We start from the raw sequence: 19,644 nt of genomic DNA on the forward strand, positions 1-19,644 counted from the left end.
TCGGCAGTTTTTTTAGGAAAATCACTCAGATTCTTCCGTGTCCTGTCTGTTTTTCGAACCCGAAAACTGCACCCCGCCGATCCTTACTTTTCCGTTCCAACGCAGTATCAAAAGAATCCCGATGATCGTCACGTTCGGCAGAACGAATAAAAACGGAATTTCGTGGAAGAGCCCGTAGACTGCAAGATTCGATGCGATGACGGAAACGGAACAACCGCTCAAAACCGGAATTTCCTGTTCGAAAAAACGCACCAGAAAATGATCCGGACTCGTGGTAGGAAGATCCTTGAGAATCGTATCCACCAGAACTCCGTACGTAGTAAGCAATGTGATCGGAAGCAAAAAGGAAAGAAAGAAATAATTTCCGAATGCGTCCGCGTAGTGAGGCGCGCCGATCATTCCCCCGAGTAAGGTCCAAAGATACGAAACGAACGCGGAAATAAAAAAAGCGATCCCTCCGTACTGAAGACTTCCGTTCGATTCCAGAAGTTTAAGAAGTTCCTCCGGAAGAATCCGGATCCAATCCACGAGTTCCGATCGTTCGAAAGAATCCCTCTGTGATAGGAAGAGAAGTTTGAAGTAATAGTTCACAAGAACGAGTACTCCGGAAACGAATCCGAAAAAAATGAGATAGAGTAGGAATTCCATAATCAGTGTCTGAAGTGCCTCATTCCCGTGAAGACCATGATCAATCCGTGTTCGTCGGCGGCTTGGATCACTTCCGGATCGCGCACCGATCCTCCGGGTTGTATGATCGCTTTGGCTCCCGCTTTCGCGAGCGCATCGATTCCGTCTCGAAAAGGAAAAAAGGCGTCGCTTGCGACATACGATCCTACTACGGAAAGCCCCACGTTGAGTGCCTTGTTGGCTCCGAGTTGTACGGAATCGACGCGGGACATTTGTCCGGCTCCGATTCCCAGGGTCGCGTTTTCTTCCGTATAAACGATCGCGTTCGATTTGATAAAACGTACGCAGGACCAAGCGAACATGAGTCCTCGAATATCTTCGGCGGAGGGTTGTTTTTTGGTGACTACTTTTATATCCGCTTCCGTGATCGTTGTGTAGTCGCGATCTTGCATTAGCAATCCGTGATGGATCGGTCTTAGATCCAATTCGTCCAGTGCTTCCTTAAAATCCTCGATTTCGATCAATCGGATATTCGGCTTTTTGGAAAACACTTCCAAAGCGTCCGGAGTGAATTTCTGGGCGATCACACCTTCCACGAAATTTTCCGTGATCACGTTCGCCAATTCACCGTTAACGATTCCTTTGATACCGATCACTCCGCCGAACGCGGAAATAGGATCCGTTCTCCTCGCGAGTCGAAAGGCTTCCAGAGTATCGTCCGCATACGCGATTCCGCATGGATTGAGATGTTTGATGATACAGACGGTGTTTTCCGGAAGAAGACTGGATATATGAAAGGCGGCGTCGAAGTCCAACATATTGTTAAACGACAATTCTTTTCCTTGCAAAGGAGAAAAGTCGCTTTTGGCGAACAACGGTTCGTAGAACGCAGCGGCTTGGTGCGGATTTTCCCCGTATCTGAGTTTTTGTTTTTTTAAAAAGGAAAGATTGAGAACGTCGGGAAATACGTCTCCGGCTTGTTTGTTGAACCAGGAGGAAATCGCGGTGTCATACATCGCGGTATGAGAAAAGGCCTTTCTCATATAGCCGGAGGCCACTTCCTCGGAAACTCCGCCGGCTGCGATCAGAGTTTGCACTTCCGGATAATCGTTCGGATCGGTGAGCACTAACGTGTGTTTGTAATTTTTAGCCGCGCTTCGAATCATGGATGGTCCGCCGATGTCTATGTTTTCGATCGCTTCTTCGAGTTTGACGCCGGGCCGGGATACCGTTTTGAGAAACGGATATAAGTTGACTACGACGAGATCAATTTTCGGAATTCCGAGCTCGTCCATTTTCTGTTTATGGGCGGGATTAGAGATCACTCCCAAAAGTCCGCCGTGGACTTTCGGGTGGAGGGTTTTGACGCGTCCATCCAGGATTTCCGGAAACCCTGTGTAATCGTCTATGGGGATCGCTTTGATCCCGTTGTCTTTGAGAAGTTTTAAGGTTCCGCCGGTGGAGATGATTTCCACTCCGTTCTTATCCAAAAACTGAGCGAATTCCACAAGACCGGATTTATCGCTGACCGAAATGAGAGCTCTTTTGATTTGAATCATGTTTATCGAATGTTGACCTTTCCGTTTTCGATGAAAAGCCGGTCCTCGCAAAAATACCGTATTGCGAGCGGCAGGATTTTATGTTCCTCTTTGAGAATCTCCAGAGTCAAATCTCTTTCCGACATTCCTTCCTTGATTTTCACCGCAGCTTGCAGAATGATCGGACCGGAATCCACTCCCTCATCCACGAAATGCGCCGTACAACCGGCAATTTTCACTCCCGCGTTCCAGGCCTGTTTTTGCGCTGCCAATCCAGGAAAGGCCGGCAACAGAGAAGGATGGATATTGATGATTCGATTCGGAAACGCTCGGATAACTTCCGGTTTGAGAATTTTCATATACCCGGCGGTTACGATCAGCTCTGGGGAAAATTCCAAAAGGAGTTCGAGAAGTTTTCTGTGATATTCACTTTTTTCGAGGAAGGAGCGAAAGTCCAAAACGCGGGTCGGCACTTGGAATTCCGCGGCGATTTCCAGAGCCTTTGCCTCCGGGTTGTCCGTAACGAGCGCGATTCCTTGTCCCGGGATTTTGCCGTTTCGGAGGGTTTGCAGAACCGCTTTGAGATTGGAACCCCGACCGGATGCCAAAAATAGGATCTTTTTTTTTCGTTTTGTAAACAGGCTTGCCAAGAAACTAAAATCCGGATAAAATCAGAACGTCCTCGTACGGTTTTTGTAAGCCGGTTTCGAGTTTCGTACAGGCTCCTTTGGAATCGAGGCGGCGTTCGGAAAGGAAAGGGCGAACTTTACCCGGACAGGGAAAAAATCCGCATATCGGCCCGATTACCGTCTCTCAAAAGATGCGAAAGTTTTAAGAGAAACCGCAAGAATGTTCCGGCCCAGCATTAAGGAGGCTTGCGTTTTTGTCGAAGAGTATTTCAGGAGAGATACATGTCACTTGCCAGAAAATCCACAGCGACCGTTGAACAATATAAATCCAACGAAATCTCGACTGTCAGCCAGGGAAAACTGATCGTTATGCTCTACGACGGGGCGATCCGTTTTCTGAATATCGCTCTGGAGAACAACACTCCCCGGAAATACGATGTGGTGAACAATCATATCCTCAAAGCGGGAGAAATCGTTACGGAACTGATGCTCGCACTCAACCTGGAACAGGGTGGGGAAGTGGCCAACAACCTTTTGGGAATTTATGTTTATATCAAAAAACGTCTTCTCGAAGCGAATATGAAAAAGGATTCCGAAATTCTTCAGGAAATCATCAAGTATCTGGAAGATTTGAAATCCGCTTGGGAAGAAATCGAAAAAAAAGAGAAGTCCAACGTAGTTTCCGCTCCGTTTCAAAACAACCGAGGAAGCGGACTTTCCATCCAAGGCTGATCGTTTCGGAACAAAATATGAACCACGATTCGAACCGAAATCTTATCGCCCTGTACGAGGAAAAAATTTCGCTTCTTGACCAATTGATTTCCAACCAAAGGCGTCAAATGGAAGTTTTCGGTTTCGGAGACGGAGAAGGCGCCGCGAAAATCGAAGACGCAAATTTGAAACTCGTGGATCATTTGTGTTCCGTGGATCGTAAGATCGAAAAACTTTCCGAAGGTGTTCCCCAAACCTTAGAACTCATAGAAATCGCGGAACGTCTCTTTCAAAAATTGGAGGAATCCAGAACGCTCCATTCGCAAGTGGAGGAACGTATGCGGAAAATCCTCAAGGAATACCAAAAAGAACTCAATCAGGTTCAAGTGGGAATCCAACTCAAACGTCATCTTCATCTTAGACAAGACTTTTGGAAGACGGGGACCTGCTGATCTCCGCCCTCGAGTTTCTGGGTTTGGAACCGGGGTTTACTTCCGAAGAATTAAAACGGCGATTTTACCTTCTTTCCAAAAAGTATCATCCCGATACGGGAGAATTTTCCAACGATTCGTTGTTCAAAAAATTGATCGAATTTCGGGACGTTCTCGAAAACCATCTCGCGGAAACTATATTCCAAAAAAAGAATCTAGTTTCTGAACCGCAAAACGAAACAACGATCCCGAACGAAGACTATGGATTTTACAAACAAGGTCGGGAAATCTACGACGCGGCGCTCCACGAATACTTCAAATTCACCGAAGGAAACCCGATTTTTTTAAAAGGAGAGGAGAACCCGGCCCTTCGTAAGCTGAGAAGTTCTTTGGAAATTTCCAAAAATCGTTTCGAAGAATTGATCCGGTCCTTTCCGAAAAGTATTTGGGTCGGCGACGCCAAAGATACGCTTCAAAAAATTGCGGTTTGGTTTAAGGAACCCTAAGGGAATTGGAAGGCATGGAAAAGACGAAACCCGATGTGGATCCCCCGGTGATGCTGATCACCAAAACTTGAGACCGAAGCGTGAGGTATTGACCGCTTGCGAGGGTGACGTTCATTTTACAGATTCGATTCGCGTTTTCTCCCGTTCCTACTGCCGCTAAAGGGCCGTTGTTCGGCGATAACTCGATGGAATATTCCAGTGGTTGATTGGGGATCAGGTTGAGAACGCCGTTTACACATTCGATTCCGGAATTGGGATCAGCCGGATTTCGGGAATCGTTTTCATTCCCCGCCACGTACAATCGATATCCGGTGAACAACAATTCCGGATTCCCCGCTCGTAGCCTCAGTTCGTATCCGCTCGCGATCGGAGAGATGCTGATCAGGGTGGGCGGCGTGGAAATCAATCTCGTCGTGGAGTAATGGGGACATCCCCAACAAAAAAATATCCAAGGAAGTAGAAATAGAATCGAAAACCGTTTCAAAAAGAAATATACTCCCGCCAGCCGAACTTTTCCGCCTGCTGATCCGATATTGAGAAGAGTGGAAAGCGTAGTTTGGGTGTCACCCGATTTTCTTCGGGAAGATTCCACTTCAATTCCGCAAGAAGTTTGTTTCCTTTACGCGTATTGCAGGTCTTACAAGCGGCGACCAGATTCTCCCATGAGTTGAATTCCTTAGGTCTTTCTTTTTTGGGGACGTCGTCCCAACGACTTCGGGGAATGACGTGATCCAGGGTGAGCTTCGAACTTGGAAATTTTTTTCCACAATAAACGCAGTGGTAATTGTCGCGCTGAAATATATTCTCGCGGGAAACGCGATCCTTTCTCGGAGGAACCTTATAGTAATCCCGAAGTAGGATGATTCGAGGCGCTGTGAATTTGAGTTTTTCGGAACGAATGACGAAGTTTTCGTCGTCTTTGACGAGTTGGGCCTTTTCCAGAAGGATCAAAAAGAGAGCGTCCTTGACCGACCGGATCCCGATAGGGACGTAACCGGCATTCAGCACAAGCACCGGCTGCGCAAGAATGTCCATAACTGGTCATACAATACCCCAGGTTCGGAAGCTGTAAAGAAATTCTCAAGAGGCGGAACGTTTCTTCCGGATGAAATAAAAAACCGCGAAACCAAGAATCGCAATTCCCAAAATTATAAAAACCGTTAGTTGACCTTGGTGGACCCAAGTCATCAGAGTTTCGAAATTATGCGCTCCGAAATAACCCAGATAAACCCAGACCGGGACGGAAATGATGGCGGCCAAAAAATCCAGAGCGACAAATCGATAAAAGGAAATTCGATCCGAAGTGCCCGCCGTCAAATAGATCGGCATCCGAAGCCCCGGCATAAAACGGGCCATAAACGTCACCCAGTTTCCGTATTTGGAAATTTTGTCTTGGACCTTGGAAAAACGTTCCGGCGTTACGATCTTCGCGAAAAAAGGGATTCGTAAAACTCGGACCCCGTAAACTCTTCCGATCAAAAACACGGCTGCGTCCCCCAAAAGTACACCCGCCATTCCCACGAGAAACATGAGGTGCGGATCCGCCTTTCCCAAACCGGCGATCACACCTCCCGAAACCAGTGAAATGTCTTCCGGAACGGGTAGGCCGAAACCGCAAAGAAGCAACACTAGGAAAACGGCGAGGTATCCGTATTCCGAAAATATATGAACCAGTAAATTTAAGAATTCCATTTCCGATACAACCGGCCTGTCGGATCTCGAACCAGTAAAAAACTACTCCGTTAAAATAGCAGTAAACAAAACGAAAAAGTGGGAAGACTTTTGGGAAAAGTTTTCGAATTTTGTGAAACGTGCACTTTTCCAGAGACGAACTGATTCAAAAAGAAGAATCCGGCCTTGCCCCGTATGCGGTTTCCAGCGCGAGATATGGTGGTCGAATCTACGAAGAAGAGGAACATTCGTATCGTCTTCCGTTTCAAAGGGATCGGGATCGAATCCTTCATTCGAGCGCGTTCAAACGACTCCAATACAAAACCCAGGTTTTTATTTTTTCCGTAGGAGAAAATTATAGAAATCGTATGACGCATACGTTAGAGGTCGCCGGTCTTTCCAGGACGATGGCTTCGGCTTTGGGGCTCAATTCGCATCTTTCGGAATCGATCGCGCTCGCACACGATCTCGGTCATACTCCGTTTGGACACGCGGGTCAGGACGTACTTTCCGGTTTGATGAAGGAACATGGTGGCTTCGAACACAACAAACAATCCTTACGCATCGTCACTTCGCTCGAAAAAAAATATCCTGATTTTCCGGGACTCAATTTGTGTAAGGAAACCTTAAAGGGTTTGATGAAACACGGAGCGGAATACGAACCTTCCGAATTTTCCTGGGAACGAAACGAGGACGGACCGTCTCTGGAAGGAATGATCGCCGATCGCGCGGACGAGATAGCGTATACGAGCCACGACATCGAAGACGGTTGGGAAATGGGATATCTTCATTTGGGTGATCTTTCCCGAAATCCTTTTTGGAAAAACGTCTACGAGGAATGCAGACGCAAACATCCTTCCGCGGGGGAAAAAATCCTGATACGGACAAGCATTCGAACGTTGATGAATTCCCTCGTTTCCGATTTGATTTCCTCCATCTCCGAGAATTTGGAAAAAAACGGGGTTCGTTCCCAAGAGGATCTGAAATCGGTTTGGAGGAAGGGAGTTCGAATCGCTTCGTATTCGGAGGAAACGGATTCCTATTTCCGGGAATTGAAAAATTTTCTGTACGAAACGTTGTATCGACACGAGGATCTGGTGAGAATGAGCGATTACGGAAAAAAAGTCATAGAATCCCTGTTCGATCATTTTCTAAGACATCCGGAAAAAATTCCCGAAACATACAAGGAACGAATCGCAGAAGAATCCCTGCATCGGGTCGTGAGCGACTACGTGGCGGGAATGACGGATCGATACGCGGAGAAGGTTTATCGGTCTCTTCCGTAATATTCAATAAAAAGAATATTCGGTTTTCGTTTTCAACCGATCCAATCTTACCGGGTCGTCGTTGTCTGGGCGGGTTTTATTTCCGGTTTTTCCTCGGACGTTTCCTGTTTGGGGCAATAATTGATTCCGATCATAATCGGGAACGGGCCGTTGGAACAGAAGTTCAGGATTCCGATCTGGAAATTTGAGCTTTCTCCTATGTTGATCGCGCCTACGCTCAAACCGACTCCCATATTTACGATTCCTACGTTTACACCGGCTCCATAATTGAATCCCGCCACGTTGAACCCGATGTTTTCCCGATTGATCAAACCGATCGTGATTCCGTTCGTTCCGGAGTTATAAATTCCTCCGTTGATATACACTCCTTCGTTGGAGCCTCGGTTGTAACCGCCGAGCTGGATTCCGGCTCCTCCGTTTTTTACACGATTGATTCCTCCGAGTTGGATCGAAAATCCGCCTTTCTCCGCGGAATTGTAGACCGCGATTTGAGCACCGTAGGTCTTTCCTTCCGAAAGATTGGCGAGACCGATTTGCGCCCCGGCCAATCGTTCCGATACGAGATTGATGGAACCGAGATTCACTCCGTAAAGATTACGAACCTCTCCGTAGAGTAGATTGAATCGGATCATTTCCGTCTGCGTTTGTACGGGGACCCGTACGAAGGATTTTTCCCCTCTCAATCCGCCCACTCCGCAATTCAGTAGCGAAGCCGCAGCCAAAAAAACGAGCGCCGATCTAAACAAGAATATTGTAATATTAGAATGATTGAATAGTTTGTTCATTTGCAGTAATTGAATCCTATCATCACCGGAAATCTACCTTTTCCGCAAAAGTTCAAAAGCCCGAACTGCATCGTAGGCTGTTCCGATTCGTCCTCACCGGCGGCGTTGATCAAACCGATGTGAATTCCCGTTCCTCCGTTTAAGATTCCTACGTTGATTCCGGTACTTTGAAGGTTGATCGCGCCTAAGTTGAAACCGCTCGAGTTTTCGTTCCAACCGCCCACGTTTACTCCGTGCGAGGAAAGATTGAAGGCGCCTAACACAAAGCCGGTGGTTTTGTAATTTCCGGCTCCGATCGTGAGGTCATACCCTTTTTTGTTTTCGCCTATGTTGATAACACCCGCTTGGATTCCGTTGGAATTACCGGCGGCGTAGTTGACCAATCCGGCCTGGATTCCTAAACCTTTGTTTTTGGCGGCGTTGACGACGGCCAATTGTAATCCGTAACTTTTTCCGTCCGCGAAATTTACGATCGCGATTTGTCCTCCGTATGAATCGTGTTCCGCTAAGTTCACGATTCCGATCTGTCCTCCGTACGAATCGTTTAACACCGAGTTTACGACTCCTACGTTCAGCCCGGCGAGAGTTTGAACCTCTCCGTACAAAAGGTTGAAGCGGAACACTTCCGTTTCGGCCTTGGGAGGAATTTTAGTCGTGATTTTTGGCGTCAACGCGAAACCGCAGTCGATGACAAACATACAACTCAGTAGAATAAAAGCGTAAAACGGAGATTTTGTATCGTATAACATGGGTTTGTTCTAAGGCCAGGGTGAGGCTATCGCGGAAGAATACTTTGTCAACAAAGTTTTGACAAGGAGAATCTTCCTTGAAATTTTAGAAAACTCTTCGAAAGAAACGTATGAGCTCGTTGAATCGAAGTGTGATTCTCGTTTTTTAGATCTTTCTTTTTTATGAATCCGACTTCAATCCGAAAGCGCGCGGATCACTTCGGAAATTTTCTCGCAAAGTTCTTCCACTTCCTCTTCGGTCGTAAACCAACCGGTTGAGATTCGAATCGCGCGTAACGCTTCTTCCTGCGAATACCCCATGGATAAAAGGGAAGCCGCCGGTTCCCTGGATCTGGATTTGCAAGAGGATCCGGTCGAGACTACGAATCCCGCTTCCTCCATTCCCATCATAAAAAAATCCACGTCGTCCGTGGGAAGGATACAAAAAGAAGTATTGGGAACCCGCGTGGCATGTCTGCCAACGATTTCGCAACCAGAGTTTTCCAAAACGGATTCGATGCGATTTTGATACGTACGTAACGTTTCGTTTTTTTCGGATTGTTGCGTTTGGCGGAAACGGAGGACTTCCGCGATCGCCAGAATGGACGGAGAATTTTCGGTTCCAGCGCGATGATTGTTCTCCTGGTTTCCACCGCGAAAGATGGAAAATTCCTTGTCGTTGGTAAGATCGGCCCGGATCCAAGTTCCGGAGCTTCCCATACCCGCACCGATTTTATGACCGGAGAAAGTGAATCCGTCCAAAATCGCATAAGGAATTTCTAATTTACCAAAAGACTGCATCAGATCCGAAAATAAAGGGACTTCGAACTCCCTACACAAGGAGGCGATTTCTTCCAGAGGTTGAACGACTCCCGATTCGTTGGCTACGTGAAGGACGAACACTGGTGCGGGCATTTCGTTTAACAAAATCCGCAGGTGGTCCGTATCGATCGTTCCGGCGCGAAGAGATCGTATCTTTCGATAGGAAAATCCGGAGAACTCAAGCGCGGAATACAGGGAAGGATGTTCCAAAGAGGACACGATCGCGCTTTCGCCGAAACGTCTTCGGATCCCGTAGGCGAGCAGGTGATTGGCTTCGGTTCCCGTGGAGGAGAACACGAATTCCTTCGCGGGTTTTCCAGTGTATTCCTCCAATACCTTACGCGCCGATTCTATCTTACCTTGTCGCGCCAAGGAGAATCGGGTCGCCCCCGACGGATTGTAAAAATCTTCGAAATAGTCCTTTTGTAGGGAGAGTAGGATTTCCGCGAAAGGAGGATGGGTCGCGTTGTAATCAAAATAACGGATCTTCTTCGACATACAATTCGTCCGCTTCCTCGTATCTTCCCTTTTTTCTGAGAACGTATTTCAGAAGTTTTTTTCTGTCTTCCACGAGATCGTTTCTTCCGGTTCCCGTAACTCGGTACGCCTTGTCGATCGTATACAATTCCGTTTCCAGGCTTTGGAGTTCCAAAAGGGCTTCGTCGAATTTTTGTTTTCGAATCAACGCACGAACGATCATCAGTTTGGATTCGAACGCGGAACCTCGATCGAGATATTTGGACTGGGACGTTTCCCGAAAGTAGAACGTCGCCTTGTCCAAAAACGAAGGGTCTCGTTTCCCGAGTTGATAATTGAGCATTCCCCGTTTGAAAAGGAGTTCGTCGTATTCGACCGTGTCCGGATCGGAAAAGAAAAGCAATTTTTCCAGAACCCCGTCCGCTTCCAAAGGTGAGGTGGAACCAAGTCCCGTCCTATAAATTCCGAAAGCCAAAAGATGAAGCGCCTTTTTGAAATCGTTCGCTTGGACTCGAACGTTTCGATCCCGGTCGATCAGAAACGAATTCGATTTGATCTGAGACCAAACGCGCATCTGATTCTGTTTTTCCGTAAAAATATCCGCGGTTTCCTGCGATTGGCAGGAGAAAAAAGGGCGGTTCGGTTTTTGCGAGTCCATCACCGTACGAACCGCTTCCTCCGTGTTACGTACGTAATCCGCGTAGGCCAACAAAACCTCTTCCGGACGACAAACGGCTAACGCCGATTTTTCGATCCGCTTCGGAACCGCAAAGTCCGGACCAGAAAAATTCAAAGCTCGTTTGTAATAATCCAACGCTTCCAGTACGGAAGGAGCAGCGGACTTCCAATATTCTCCCGGATGAAGCGTGCCCGTGATCGGGCTTCTGTTCCTGGTTTTGGAAGAAAGTTTTTTTTCGGACGTTTCCGAATCGATTCCCGATTCGCGGAACCTCCAGACGGACATGGAATCGGTCCAGGAAGGTTTGTATAGAATCGTGTCTCTTCCACTCAGGGAAGCGTAATACAAACAGGCTTGTCGCATCAGTTCCAAGTCGGGAATCCGTTCTCCCTGATCCTGATACGGAATTTCTCGTCGCAGAATTCCGTCCCCTTTTTCGACGAACTCCTCCGCCGTTTTCGGATGATATCCGGGAGGTTGAATGAACAATGCCAAACGGCTCAGCAGATGATAACGATTCGGAAGAATCCAAATCGCTCCGAGCGTCCAAGCGATTCCTAAAAAGAAAACGAATTTCTTATTTTCCCGAACGTAGGTCAGCAAAGTCGCGCGCTCCGAATCGGTGGAAAATTGGATCGACTTAGGAACGGATCGCTTACAAAATGAAATTCCGGACCTGTTGACGGGATGGTTCCAGATTGCGGGAACATTCTTTTCATATCTGTCCCGTTACCTGAATGAATCAAGCAAATAAAAAAAACGGACTTGTTCCGTTCTACGTTTCTCCGGTATTGTTTTGGCTCGTATCTTTTTTCGTTTTTCCGAACGGTTTGTTTTCCCAAAACGAATGCGAAACCGTCGATGCGAAGGCCGTTCCACCGTCTTTTTTTCTTTCCTTAGCTTTGGAAAAACAGACAGAAGCCACACGCGTTTCTCCTTTGGAAAAAACCAAAACCGCGAACGAAGAGGCGATTTCCTTTTTCGAAAGATATTTCCATTGTTCCCAAATTCTCCGACAACCCGTTTCTCCGGTCTCCAGAGTCGCGAAAGGCGAAGTACATTTTCGATTGAATCAATTCGAAGCGGCGGAGAGCGAAGCAGACGCGGCCATGGCGATCGAAACGAATTTTAGGGACGCTTATCTTTTAAAGGCGAGGATTTTTATTCGAACCGGAGAATTCCAAAAGGCGAGCGATTATTTGGAATCGAATCTGAGTCGATTTCCGGACGATTCAGAATTTCTGTTTCTTTTGGGTTCTCTCAATCAGGAATTGAAAAACGCACCGAGGGCCATTCTCTATCTGACATCCTTGAGCGATTCGATCCGGAATCGGGAAGGAAATCAGAAATACAGATCCTTTGTGGATAAGTCGCTGGGGGAATTGTATTTCGCCGGGGGTCAGGCAAAAAAGGCATTGTATTACGTAAATTCCTATCTCGCTCAAAATCCGGGCGACATTTCCCTTCGTTTGACCTTGGCCCGTATTTGGAACCAACTCGGTAAGTTCGCTTCGGCGAGAAAGGAATTGAACAAAATCCTAAAGGTCAAAAAAAATCTTTCTTCGGTGGAACATCTTCTTGCGGAGATGTATTTCATCGAAAGCCGGTCTTCCGCATTCGAATATTTTAATGTTCTAAACCAACAGGCTAAGATACCCCGGGGGAGCGTGGTGGAAGGATTATACTTCGTACTTTTGGGAAAATACGCGGACGCAAAACGGATTCTGTTTCCGGTGAAGGAAAAGTTTCCGGCCCGTCTCGCGGTTCGTTTGGCGATGTTGGACGTGTATGAGAGGGAAAAAGATTCCGCGCTTTACAGAAAGGAACTGCGCGAAGCCGCGGAACTCGCCTACGGAATGCAACAGTACGAATTGGCGGAACGTACCGCACAACGAGCGCTTTTGATTCCGCCGCAAAACGAGATTTGGTCCGTTCCTGAAATTTACGATTTCCTCGCTTCCTGCAACGAACAAAACGGCTCCTTGTACCGCGCGATTTTGATGTCCCGTAAGGCGGTGGAAATCTCCGAAAAGGACGAAACGCGTTTGAAATTCCAATTGCATCTTGCGTATCTTTTGCGCGGGGATCCGCCGGGGAAAAAGGAGGAAGCAGAGGCGATCATCCGATCCGTTTTGGACGTTCAGCCGAAGATGTCGTATGCCCGTTATCTTTTGGGAATCGTACTCGCTTCCAAGGATCGTTTTTCGGAGGCTTTGCTGGAATTCGACGCCGCGATTGAAACCGATCCGCAGAACGGCACGTATTATTTCTATCGGGCTTCGGTGTTCGAAAAGTTGGAACGGCAGGAAGAAATGGAAACCGATCTGAAACGGGCCATCTCCCTCGATCCGGGAAATCCTAACGCGTACAATTATCTCGGTTATTATCTTTCCGAAAAAGGGGTTCGTCTGGAAGAATCTCTGGTTCTGGTTCAGAAAGCAGTGGAACTCGCTCCGGACAACGAGGCGTATCAGGACAGCCTGGGTTGGATCTTTTTTAAACTGGGAAATCACGAAGAGGCGCTTTTGCATCTACAACTTGCGTTTCAGATTCTCAAGGACAAAGGAGAGGAGGATCCGGTCATTTTGGAACATATAGGCGACGTATATAAGGAAAAGAACGAATTCGGAAACGCGACCGCGTATTGGGAGAAAAGTCTGAAACTTTTCAAAAAAAAGGAAGATCTGGTCCGGATTCAAAAAAAAATTCTGACTGCGGCCCAACCTCTTTCCAACCGGAATTTAAAATAAAAACAAACGATCGAAAACGGACATGAAGCAGAAAATCTATTTTATTCTTTTTGTATATTCTATTTTTATAATATATTGTACGAGCCCTCAGATCGAGGAGGTTTCTTTTCCGGATAAGGGAAACTTGAAATTTCTCCCGGCAAAAAACGCACAGGCGGCGCAGATTCTGAAAGCGATACGGGATTTGGAGGATAAAAACACTTCGTATTCCGGGGAGTTTTCGATGAGGATCGAAAACTTCGTACCCAAAAAGGAATCCTTTTCCGCGGATGGAAAAATTCTCTACGACAAACCGAGCGGAAAGATGTATATCGAATTGGCCGATCCGTTTTTTGGAATGATCGTCTCCCGCGTTTTTACGGACGGAATTTCGATTCATATCAAAACCGCGAACGCACAAACACAAACGCTTCCTATGGGAGATATCGTTTTCAAGGATCCGAGCGGAAAAAAACAATCCACGATTCCGTTTCCGATTTTATATTCCCTTCTTTCCAATAACAGCACGGGGCTTGCGGGATCGGATCCCACGTATGTGAATTTGTCGGAAAGGGCGATTTTGGTGAAAAAACCGGGGGAAGACGTAACGTTTTGGACGACGGAAACGGGAATTTCTTCCGTAGAACTTCTTTCGAAAAAAAGCAATTTGAAAGCGATCACCAAGGTCAAGGGAACGATTTCGTTTCCTCCGAAAACGACCGTCACTCGGATCGTGGAACCGGGTTCCAACGCGGATCAGAACCGAATCGAAATTACGATGAAGCGTATTTCGCTTTCGGATACGATTCCCGCGTCCAAATTTCAGTTTTAAAACTCGGGAAACGGGGTTTACAACTTTCTTTCCGGTTTCACCCTGGAAGAATTGTAAACGACGCTTTCGATCGACGTTCGTTCGGCGAGTAGGTGTTGAACAATTTTAAACTCAAGGAGCGAAGATGCTTTCCGAAATCAGAAACAATCATGTCCTCGAACTTTATATCGAAACCAATGAAGTGAATTCTCTCAACGGAGATTTTTTCAGAACTATTTCCGCCAAACTGGACGAGGTTTCCAAAGACAACTCGATCAAGGCGTTGATCCTAACTTCCAAAAACGAGAAATTTTTTTCCAACGGTTTTAATCCGGATATATTCGTTGGAAAAACCCTCGAACAAATCCGGGAAGTATTGACCTTGGCCTTGGACACGGCTTCCAAGTATCTATTTTTGGAACGCCCCGTGATTTGCGCGATGAACGGTCATTCCATGGGTTTGGGCGCGGTTTTGGCGATCTTTTCAGATTATCGTTTGATGGTGGAAAAAAAAGGACGTCTCGGTTTTCCAGAATCACAAATCGGAATCAATTTTCCTTCGGTTGCGGGTTTTATGCTGAAGGAAACCGTAGGAATTACGAAAGCGAGAGATCTTTTGTATTCCGGAAAAGGACTCAAAGCGGAGGAGGCTATGGAAATCGGTTTGATCGACGAAGTCGCTTCTTCACAAGAGGATTTGATGTTACGAGCGCGTAAATACTGCGATTCGTTTAAGGATATGGCTATCGAATCTGTAAAAGGAATCAAAATTTCCCTACGGGATCCAGTGCGACAATTTGCGGTCGCCAACGCGGAACGGGATGTTCAGCTTTTATCCGAAGCGGTATTTTCTAGAAACGGCCAAGAGGGAATGCGGTCCATTCTCGAAAGAAGAAGGCCGGTATTTCAGTAAATTCTAAATTAAAAAAATAGAATGTATGAAGGCCGGAATGCTTCGGTCTTCGTTGCGGCTTTTACAAGGGCGTCGCGGTTCGTTCGGCGCAAGTTCCGTTCTTCGTTTGGATTTGAATCGTTGGAAAACGCGTGTATCGAAGTGAACAGTGTCTGTCGAAGTGAACAGTGTCTGTCGAAGTGAACAGTGTCTGTCGAAGTGAACAGTGTCTGTCGAAGTGCACGGTGTCTGTCGAAGTGAACGGTGTCTGTCGAAGTGCGCAGTGTAGTCGGAGGAAAGTAGAATTTTACAAAAACATAAAATTCGCTTTCGATGACTATACCATTGTGTGTCCTAAGCAGTATGTCCGGAGCGGGACGGGTAGGAATCGATCGAAACGAAAAAGCGAACGTTTCCCTTCCGCCCCAAAACTCTCAATGAAACAACTTTCCGGGATTCAAAATTTCCTTTTTATCGATTTCTTTTTTGAACGCCCGCAAACCGAATAACGCAGGTTGGGACGTTGCCTTTACATACCAGGGTTTGTGATCGAACCCCACCCCGTGGTGGTGGGAAATCGGCGCCCCGTTTTGATAAAAGGTTTCCGAAACGGTGCGTTTCATCTTAAACCATTGTTCCGCCGGTTTTTTTTCATCCATCGGAAATAGGATCGTGTAGTAAAGACAAGCTCCTTCGTGATAACTGTGCGAGATATGACACATGGCTATCGATCCGGGAATCGATTTTTCCAGAGAAGCGATCCCTTCCTTGTGGAGGGTGAGAACACGATCATACGTCGTGGAGGTTTCCATCGTATCCACTCCGATTCCGTTCTCCATTACGTGATTGCGTAGGAAGGGCATGTTGTAACGGGAATGAATCCATTGTTCTCCCAGGTGTGTTCCCGCATAGAGGCCTTTGTGCGAGGATATGATTCGTTTGATTTTGGAAAAATTGGCGGAGACGTCCTCTTTACTTCCGTCCAAACCGAGGAGGATCACACATTTGTCCTCGCCGATGGACTTCCAGTTCAATACCATATCCTGGATTTTGTTTTTGAGCCAGCGTATCGGAGTATTCTTTTTTCCTAATGTTCCAAGCGTCTGATACAACCTGGTTTCGCTTTTGTCCGAAAGCCGGATCATCGAGGTGGGAATCTCGCGATGATTGACTTCGCGGATAAAGTCCACTCCCGAGGAAAAATCCGGAAAGACGATCCCGAAGTATTTTCTCGTCTCGGGGAGTTTATGAATTTTGATCGTCGCTTCGGATATGACTCCGAGGAGACCTTCACTTCCGGCAAAAATTTGGTTCAGATCGGGTCCGGTGGAGGAGGCGGGGTCACGCAATGTTTCCACGGTTCCCGCGGGAGTTACTACCTTTAGACTGGTCAGTATTTCCTCGATTTTTCCGTACCGATTCGATTGTTGTCCCGCGCTTCTTGCGGCGATCCAACCGCCTAACGTGGAATATTCGAAAGATTGGGGAAAATGTCCGAGTGTGAATCCTTGGTCGTTCAGGGTTTTTTCCAATTTCGGTCCGTAGATTCCCGCTTGGAACGTGGCAAGATGACTTTCCCGATCCAAACGGATAAGGTTCGAAAGACGGGTCGTGTCCAAGGACAGGACGACCTTTTGGCCTTTTCCTTTTACCACTTCCAAACCGCCCACGACCGAGGAACCGCCTCCGAAGGGAATCACGGTGATATTGTTTTTGGAACAGTATTCCAGAATTTTGGCAAGTTCCGAATCCTTGCCCGGATAAACGACTCCGTCCACGAAATGTTTGAGAGTGTCGAAGGAAAGCCGTAGAACGTCGTAATAACTTTTCCCCGCGGAATGGAATACCCGTTCTCTCCGCTCGGTCGAGACGTGTTTGGATCCGCAAATTTTACCGAGTTCGCGGATTTGAGCGGGGCTTAGGTTCGATTTCGGAAGTGTAATTTCTTCCAATGCGACCGGCGGGGTTTTCCGGATTTCGGTGATTTTAAATTCATCCGCCAGAAAACCGAGAATGTCCTGCATTTGTCCCACTCTGAAAAAATCCTGACCGTAGGCACCCCAGGCGTTCCAACGTAGGTTGTCTCTGGAATAGTCGATCTGGGAATTGAGTTCCGTATAAAACATGTTTGTAACCGTCTCCGAATTATGATTTCTAAACGTTCCGAAGCACAAGGATTCGGAGATGATCCGATTCCGCAACAGAATTCCGAGGCGCTCGTTAGGACAAAAGTCTCCGGAGTTCCGCAATCCGATCGTTTTTGGGATCCAATTCCGTCGCTTTTTCCAGTAAATACAAGGACCGATTCCGATTTCCCTGGAGTCTGTACAAGTCGGCTAAGTGGATCAGATTTTTTACGTGATCCGGAAAACGAAGTCTGAATTTCTCGCTCAACTCTTCTCCGCGTTTGAGAAGAGAAACATCTTTGGTTTTCGAGTAAATTCGTTTTGTCAAAAGCGATAGATACAAAAGAAGTTCGTGATCTCCCGGGTCGGAGTTCAGGGCGTTGTATGCGGAACGAAGAGCCGCCTCCGCATCCCCGAGTTTATCCTGCAATCGCGCGATCAATTTCCAATCCTCGGGAGAATTGGATTGCGCGTGTTTTGTCTCCTCGTAAATTCGTAGAGCCTGATCGAAGTTTTTTGATAAGGCCGCCTCTTTCGCTTTGGAGAAACGTTCCGAATCGAAAACGATTTTTTCCTTTTTGTCGTATTCGATGGAAAGAAGGCTGTAGTCGTCGGAAAAACGACCGACGGACAAAAGTTTTTTTTCGATGTCGGCCAATTCGCCCGAGGCTTCCTCCACCCTTCGTAAAAATTCGTTTTCGTCTTCGTTGATCGTACGTTTTCCCGTCGAATGTTCCTCCAATACTAGGTCGTCTTTTCCGTCGGATCCGCAGAAAATTTTATCCCCCGGTCGCATGGAAAACACCCGCACGTAGATCGCTCCGCCGACACCGCTTACTCCCAATTTGTAAAAATGGGTTTCCGGATCGATAAAGGACGCGACCCCGTCGCGATATAATACGAGCCAAGGATGTTCTATATTCAAATAATATAATGTACCCGTCTCCTCTTCCACGAGCCCGAGTACGGCGGAAACCAACATACTACCGTCGAAGGTTTCGAAAACTTTTTGAAGATCCGTAAAACAATCCTTGAGCCAACGTTCGGGCGATCGATCCGAAGAATCCGGATCCATTTTGGATCGAATTACGACGGAGTTATAAACCGCACCTAAAACGAGCGCTCCTCCGGCGCCTTGGATCGATTTTCCCATCGCGTCCCCGTTGATGAACGCCTTGAATTTTTTTCCCTGGAGAATCAGGTCATAAGCGCTGAGATAATCTCCGCCCAATTCGTATTCCTTGTCGCGAAACATGAATTTCTTGTATTGATTCAATGCGAATTCGATTCGCACCGGACCGTCCTCGGTTTTCGTTGCGATCAGGGGGTTTAATAGGAGCGAGGTCAAAAAATAATCTCCGTCCTGTTTTTCCTTTAAACTTTGGATCTGTTGCATCGTTTCCGAAATTTCACGATTCTTTTCAAGGATCTTATAATGGCTCAAAAAATTGGAAAATCGATATCGCTCCACGATAAAACCGCTAAAAAAAGCGACGACGTAACTGATCGCAAGATTCTGCATCGAATACGAGGCTTGACCGGTCGAAAGATTCGGTTTGTAGATCAGAACCGAAGTTAGAAAAAAGAAAATGGAAAGCAAATACAGACTGAAAAGTGCCCTCCGTGGAAACGGCATAAACACCATGGACATCACCACGATTTGTAGACCGGAAACGTAGTTCGGGTCGTCCGCAATTCGTCCCGTAAAAAAAGCCGTTGCATTGAGTAGATACAAAAATAGGACATACGCCCACTCCAAACCTTTTCCGCGGAATTTCGTTCCTCGTATACGATCGATCAATAAGAGCGATAAAAAAAAGACGCAGAACAGACTCAATCCTATCCGGAAATAAAAAAGTTCGGGAAACTCCGGATGAAGTTTGCGATCCGTGTCGAATGCGAAACCCAGCCAAACAAAGATACCTAAAATCGATCCCGGATAATGTAGAAAACGAGACTGTCTGTGTAGGTCGTCCAAATACTCTTTCGAATATCGAATTCTATCTTCTTGAATGTCGAAAATAAGACGGAGATATCTTCGGATCGAGGTAGAAAAATTCATCGTCGTTCGATTCCTTCAGGACTATTTATTTTTTCAATCAATGTTTCGAATCGTAAACAAATCGTTTCTTTTTATAAATTCATAGAAATTGGTATTTGCCGTTGAAAAGCTGTTTGACCCCCTTCCTTTTGAAT

Annotated in this window: 19 protein-coding genes; 7 read left to right on the forward strand and 12 right to left on the reverse strand. The window is 46.7% G+C overall.

Annotated features, from left to right (window positions below; genetic code table 11):
• Positions 1-21 precede the first annotated feature (21 nt).
• The 3 genes from EHQ17_RS01000 to purN are packed head-to-tail and all read right to left on the reverse strand — an operon-like array spanning position 22 to position 2,815.
• A complete protein-coding gene (locus EHQ17_RS01000; RefSeq protein ID WP_135592788.1) occupies positions 22-648 on the reverse strand; it encodes a hypothetical protein in 627 nt (208 codons plus the stop codon).
• Positions 649-650: 2 nt separating this feature from the next.
• Positions 651-2,186 (reverse strand): bifunctional phosphoribosylaminoimidazolecarboxamide formyltransferase/IMP cyclohydrolase, encoded by a 1,536-nt coding sequence (purH, locus tag EHQ17_RS01005; RefSeq protein WP_135592790.1) that lies wholly within the window; start codon positions 2,184-2,186, stop codon positions 651-653.
• 2 nt (positions 2,187-2,188) lie between these two features.
• Positions 2,189-2,815: a phosphoribosylglycinamide formyltransferase gene (gene purN / locus EHQ17_RS01010; protein ID WP_135592792.1), complete on the reverse strand. Its 627-nt coding sequence runs from the start codon at positions 2,813-2,815 to the stop codon at positions 2,189-2,191.
• A 261-nt stretch (positions 2,816-3,076) separates the two neighbouring features.
• Between purN and fliS the strand changes: the two genes are divergently transcribed.
• Genes fliS through EHQ17_RS01025 form a run of 3 tightly spaced genes read left to right on the forward strand, consistent with a single transcriptional unit; the run spans position 3,077 to position 4,442 of the window.
• Entirely contained in the window at positions 3,077-3,526 is a 450-nt protein-coding gene (fliS, locus tag EHQ17_RS01015) for a flagellar export chaperone FliS (RefSeq protein ID WP_100748123.1), read from the forward strand.
• Between the two features lie 17 nt (positions 3,527-3,543).
• Positions 3,544-3,957, forward strand: coding sequence for a hypothetical protein (locus EHQ17_RS01020; RefSeq protein ID WP_135592795.1), 414 nt, complete (start codon positions 3,544-3,546; stop codon positions 3,955-3,957).
• Positions 3,951-4,442, forward strand: a complete 492-nt coding sequence (locus tag EHQ17_RS01025; protein ID WP_135592887.1) for a J domain-containing protein — start codon at positions 3,951-3,953, stop codon at positions 4,440-4,442. Before EHQ17_RS01020 ends, EHQ17_RS01025 begins: the two co-directional genes overlap by 7 nt.
• Here the strand turns inward: EHQ17_RS01025 and EHQ17_RS01030 are convergent.
• From EHQ17_RS01030 to EHQ17_RS01040, 3 genes are read right to left on the reverse strand one after another with little or no spacing between them, the layout of a single operon-like run.
• A complete protein-coding gene (locus tag EHQ17_RS01030; protein ID WP_135592797.1) occupies positions 4,429-4,926 on the reverse strand; it encodes an LIC11661 family lipoprotein in 498 nt (165 codons plus the stop codon). The genes EHQ17_RS01025 and EHQ17_RS01030 overlap by 14 nt on opposite strands.
• Complete coding sequence (locus EHQ17_RS01035) at positions 4,923-5,477, reverse strand: HNH endonuclease (RefSeq protein WP_135592800.1); 555 nt, start codon at positions 5,475-5,477, stop codon at positions 4,923-4,925. Before EHQ17_RS01035 ends, EHQ17_RS01030 begins: the two co-directional genes overlap by 4 nt.
• 45 nt (positions 5,478-5,522) lie before the next feature.
• Positions 5,523-6,134, reverse strand: coding sequence for a DedA family protein (locus tag EHQ17_RS01040; protein ID WP_135592802.1), 612 nt, complete (start codon positions 6,132-6,134; stop codon positions 5,523-5,525).
• Positions 6,135-6,253: 119 nt separating this feature from the next.
• Here EHQ17_RS01040 and EHQ17_RS01045 point away from each other — a divergent pair, with 119 nt between their 5' ends.
• Positions 6,254-7,399, forward strand: coding sequence for a deoxyguanosinetriphosphate triphosphohydrolase (locus EHQ17_RS01045; RefSeq protein WP_167881113.1), 1,146 nt, complete (start codon positions 6,254-6,256; stop codon positions 7,397-7,399).
• A gap of 47 nt (positions 7,400-7,446) precedes the next feature.
• On the opposite strand, the gene EHQ17_RS01050 is transcribed toward EHQ17_RS01045, so the two are convergent.
• From EHQ17_RS01050 to EHQ17_RS01065, 4 genes are all read right to left on the reverse strand, one after another.
• A complete protein-coding gene (locus tag EHQ17_RS01050) occupies positions 7,447-8,184 on the reverse strand; it encodes an LA_2272/LA_2273 family lipoprotein (protein ID WP_246057300.1) in 738 nt (245 codons plus the stop codon).
• A complete protein-coding gene (locus EHQ17_RS01055) occupies positions 8,181-8,933 on the reverse strand; it encodes an LA_2272/LA_2273 family lipoprotein (protein WP_425460664.1) in 753 nt (250 codons plus the stop codon). Before EHQ17_RS01055 ends, EHQ17_RS01050 begins: the two co-directional genes overlap by 4 nt.
• A gap of 174 nt (positions 8,934-9,107) precedes the next feature.
• Positions 9,108-10,232 (reverse strand): cysteine desulfurase family protein, encoded by a 1,125-nt coding sequence (locus EHQ17_RS01060; protein WP_135592804.1) that lies wholly within the window; start codon positions 10,230-10,232, stop codon positions 9,108-9,110.
• Positions 10,207-11,493 (reverse strand): hypothetical protein, encoded by a 1,287-nt coding sequence (locus EHQ17_RS01065; protein ID WP_135592806.1) that lies wholly within the window; start codon positions 11,491-11,493, stop codon positions 10,207-10,209. Before EHQ17_RS01065 ends, EHQ17_RS01060 begins: the two co-directional genes overlap by 26 nt.
• Positions 11,494-11,627: 134 nt before the next feature.
• Between EHQ17_RS01065 and EHQ17_RS01070 the strand changes: the two genes are divergently transcribed.
• From EHQ17_RS01070 to EHQ17_RS01080, 3 genes are all read left to right on the forward strand, one after another.
• A complete protein-coding gene (locus tag EHQ17_RS01070) occupies positions 11,628-13,640 on the forward strand; it encodes a tetratricopeptide repeat protein (protein ID WP_135592808.1) in 2,013 nt (670 codons plus the stop codon).
• Positions 13,641-13,662: 22 nt separating this feature from the next.
• Positions 13,663-14,451 carry a LolA family protein gene (locus EHQ17_RS01075; protein ID WP_135736117.1) on the forward strand — a complete coding sequence of 263 codons (789 nt, stop codon included), beginning with the start codon at positions 13,663-13,665 and terminating at the stop codon, positions 14,449-14,451.
• Positions 14,452-14,575: 124 nt separating this feature from the next.
• Complete coding sequence (locus EHQ17_RS01080) at positions 14,576-15,343, forward strand: enoyl-CoA hydratase/isomerase family protein (protein ID WP_135592812.1); 768 nt, start codon at positions 14,576-14,578, stop codon at positions 15,341-15,343.
• A 413-nt stretch (positions 15,344-15,756) separates the two neighbouring features.
• Here EHQ17_RS01080 and EHQ17_RS01085 read toward each other — a convergent pair whose 3' ends face one another.
• On the reverse strand, positions 15,757-17,448 hold the full coding sequence (locus tag EHQ17_RS01085) for an FAD-binding oxidoreductase (RefSeq protein WP_135592814.1): 1,692 nt from the start codon (positions 17,446-17,448) through the stop codon (positions 15,757-15,759).
• Positions 17,449-17,542: 94 nt separating this feature from the next.
• Positions 17,543-19,510: a PP2C family protein-serine/threonine phosphatase gene (locus EHQ17_RS01090; protein WP_135592817.1), complete on the reverse strand. Its 1,968-nt coding sequence runs from the start codon at positions 19,508-19,510 to the stop codon at positions 17,543-17,545.
• Positions 19,511-19,644: the final 134 nt, after the last annotated feature.

Origin of the sequence: Leptospira gomenensis (assembly GCF_004770155.1) — a bacterium.
Classification (GTDB): domain Bacteria; phylum Spirochaetota; class Leptospiria; order Leptospirales; family Leptospiraceae; genus Leptospira; species Leptospira gomenensis.

Bases quoted from the DNA above. Each gene is read 5' to 3' on its own strand.
- EHQ17_RS01000 (WP_135592788.1), bottom strand. From the start codon at position 648: ATGGAATTCCTACTCTATCTCATTTTTTTCGGATTCGTTTCCGGAGTA.
- purH (WP_135592790.1), bottom strand. From the start codon at position 2,186: ATGATTCAAATCAAAAGAGCTCTCATTTCGGTCAGCGATAAATCCGGT.
- fliS (WP_100748123.1), top strand. From the start codon at position 3,077: ATGTCACTTGCCAGAAAATCCACAGCGACCGTTGAACAATATAAATCC.
- EHQ17_RS01020 (WP_135592795.1), top strand. From the start codon at position 3,544: ATGAACCACGATTCGAACCGAAATCTTATCGCCCTGTACGAGGAAAAA.
- EHQ17_RS01035 (WP_135592800.1), bottom strand. From the start codon at position 5,477: ATGGACATTCTTGCGCAGCCGGTGCTTGTGCTGAATGCCGGTTACGTC.
- EHQ17_RS01040 (WP_135592802.1), bottom strand. From the start codon at position 6,134: ATGGAATTCTTAAATTTACTGGTTCATATATTTTCGGAATACGGATAC.
- EHQ17_RS01050 (WP_246057300.1), bottom strand. From the start codon at position 8,184: ATGAACAAACTATTCAATCATTCTAATATTACAATATTCTTGTTTAGA.
- EHQ17_RS01055 (WP_425460664.1), bottom strand. From the start codon at position 8,933: ATGTTATACGATACAAAATCTCCGTTTTACGCTTTTATTCTACTGAGT.
- EHQ17_RS01060 (WP_135592804.1), bottom strand. From the start codon at position 10,232: ATGTCGAAGAAGATCCGTTATTTTGATTACAACGCGACCCATCCTCCT.
- EHQ17_RS01070 (WP_135592808.1), top strand. From the start codon at position 11,628: ATGAATCAAGCAAATAAAAAAAACGGACTTGTTCCGTTCTACGTTTCT.
- EHQ17_RS01075 (WP_135736117.1), top strand. From the start codon at position 13,663: ATGAAGCAGAAAATCTATTTTATTCTTTTTGTATATTCTATTTTTATA.
- EHQ17_RS01080 (WP_135592812.1), top strand. From the start codon at position 14,576: ATGCTTTCCGAAATCAGAAACAATCATGTCCTCGAACTTTATATCGAA.
- EHQ17_RS01085 (WP_135592814.1), bottom strand. From the start codon at position 17,448: ATGTTTTATACGGAACTCAATTCCCAGATCGACTATTCCAGAGACAAC.
- EHQ17_RS01090 (WP_135592817.1), bottom strand. From the start codon at position 19,510: ATGAATTTTTCTACCTCGATCCGAAGATATCTCCGTCTTATTTTCGAC.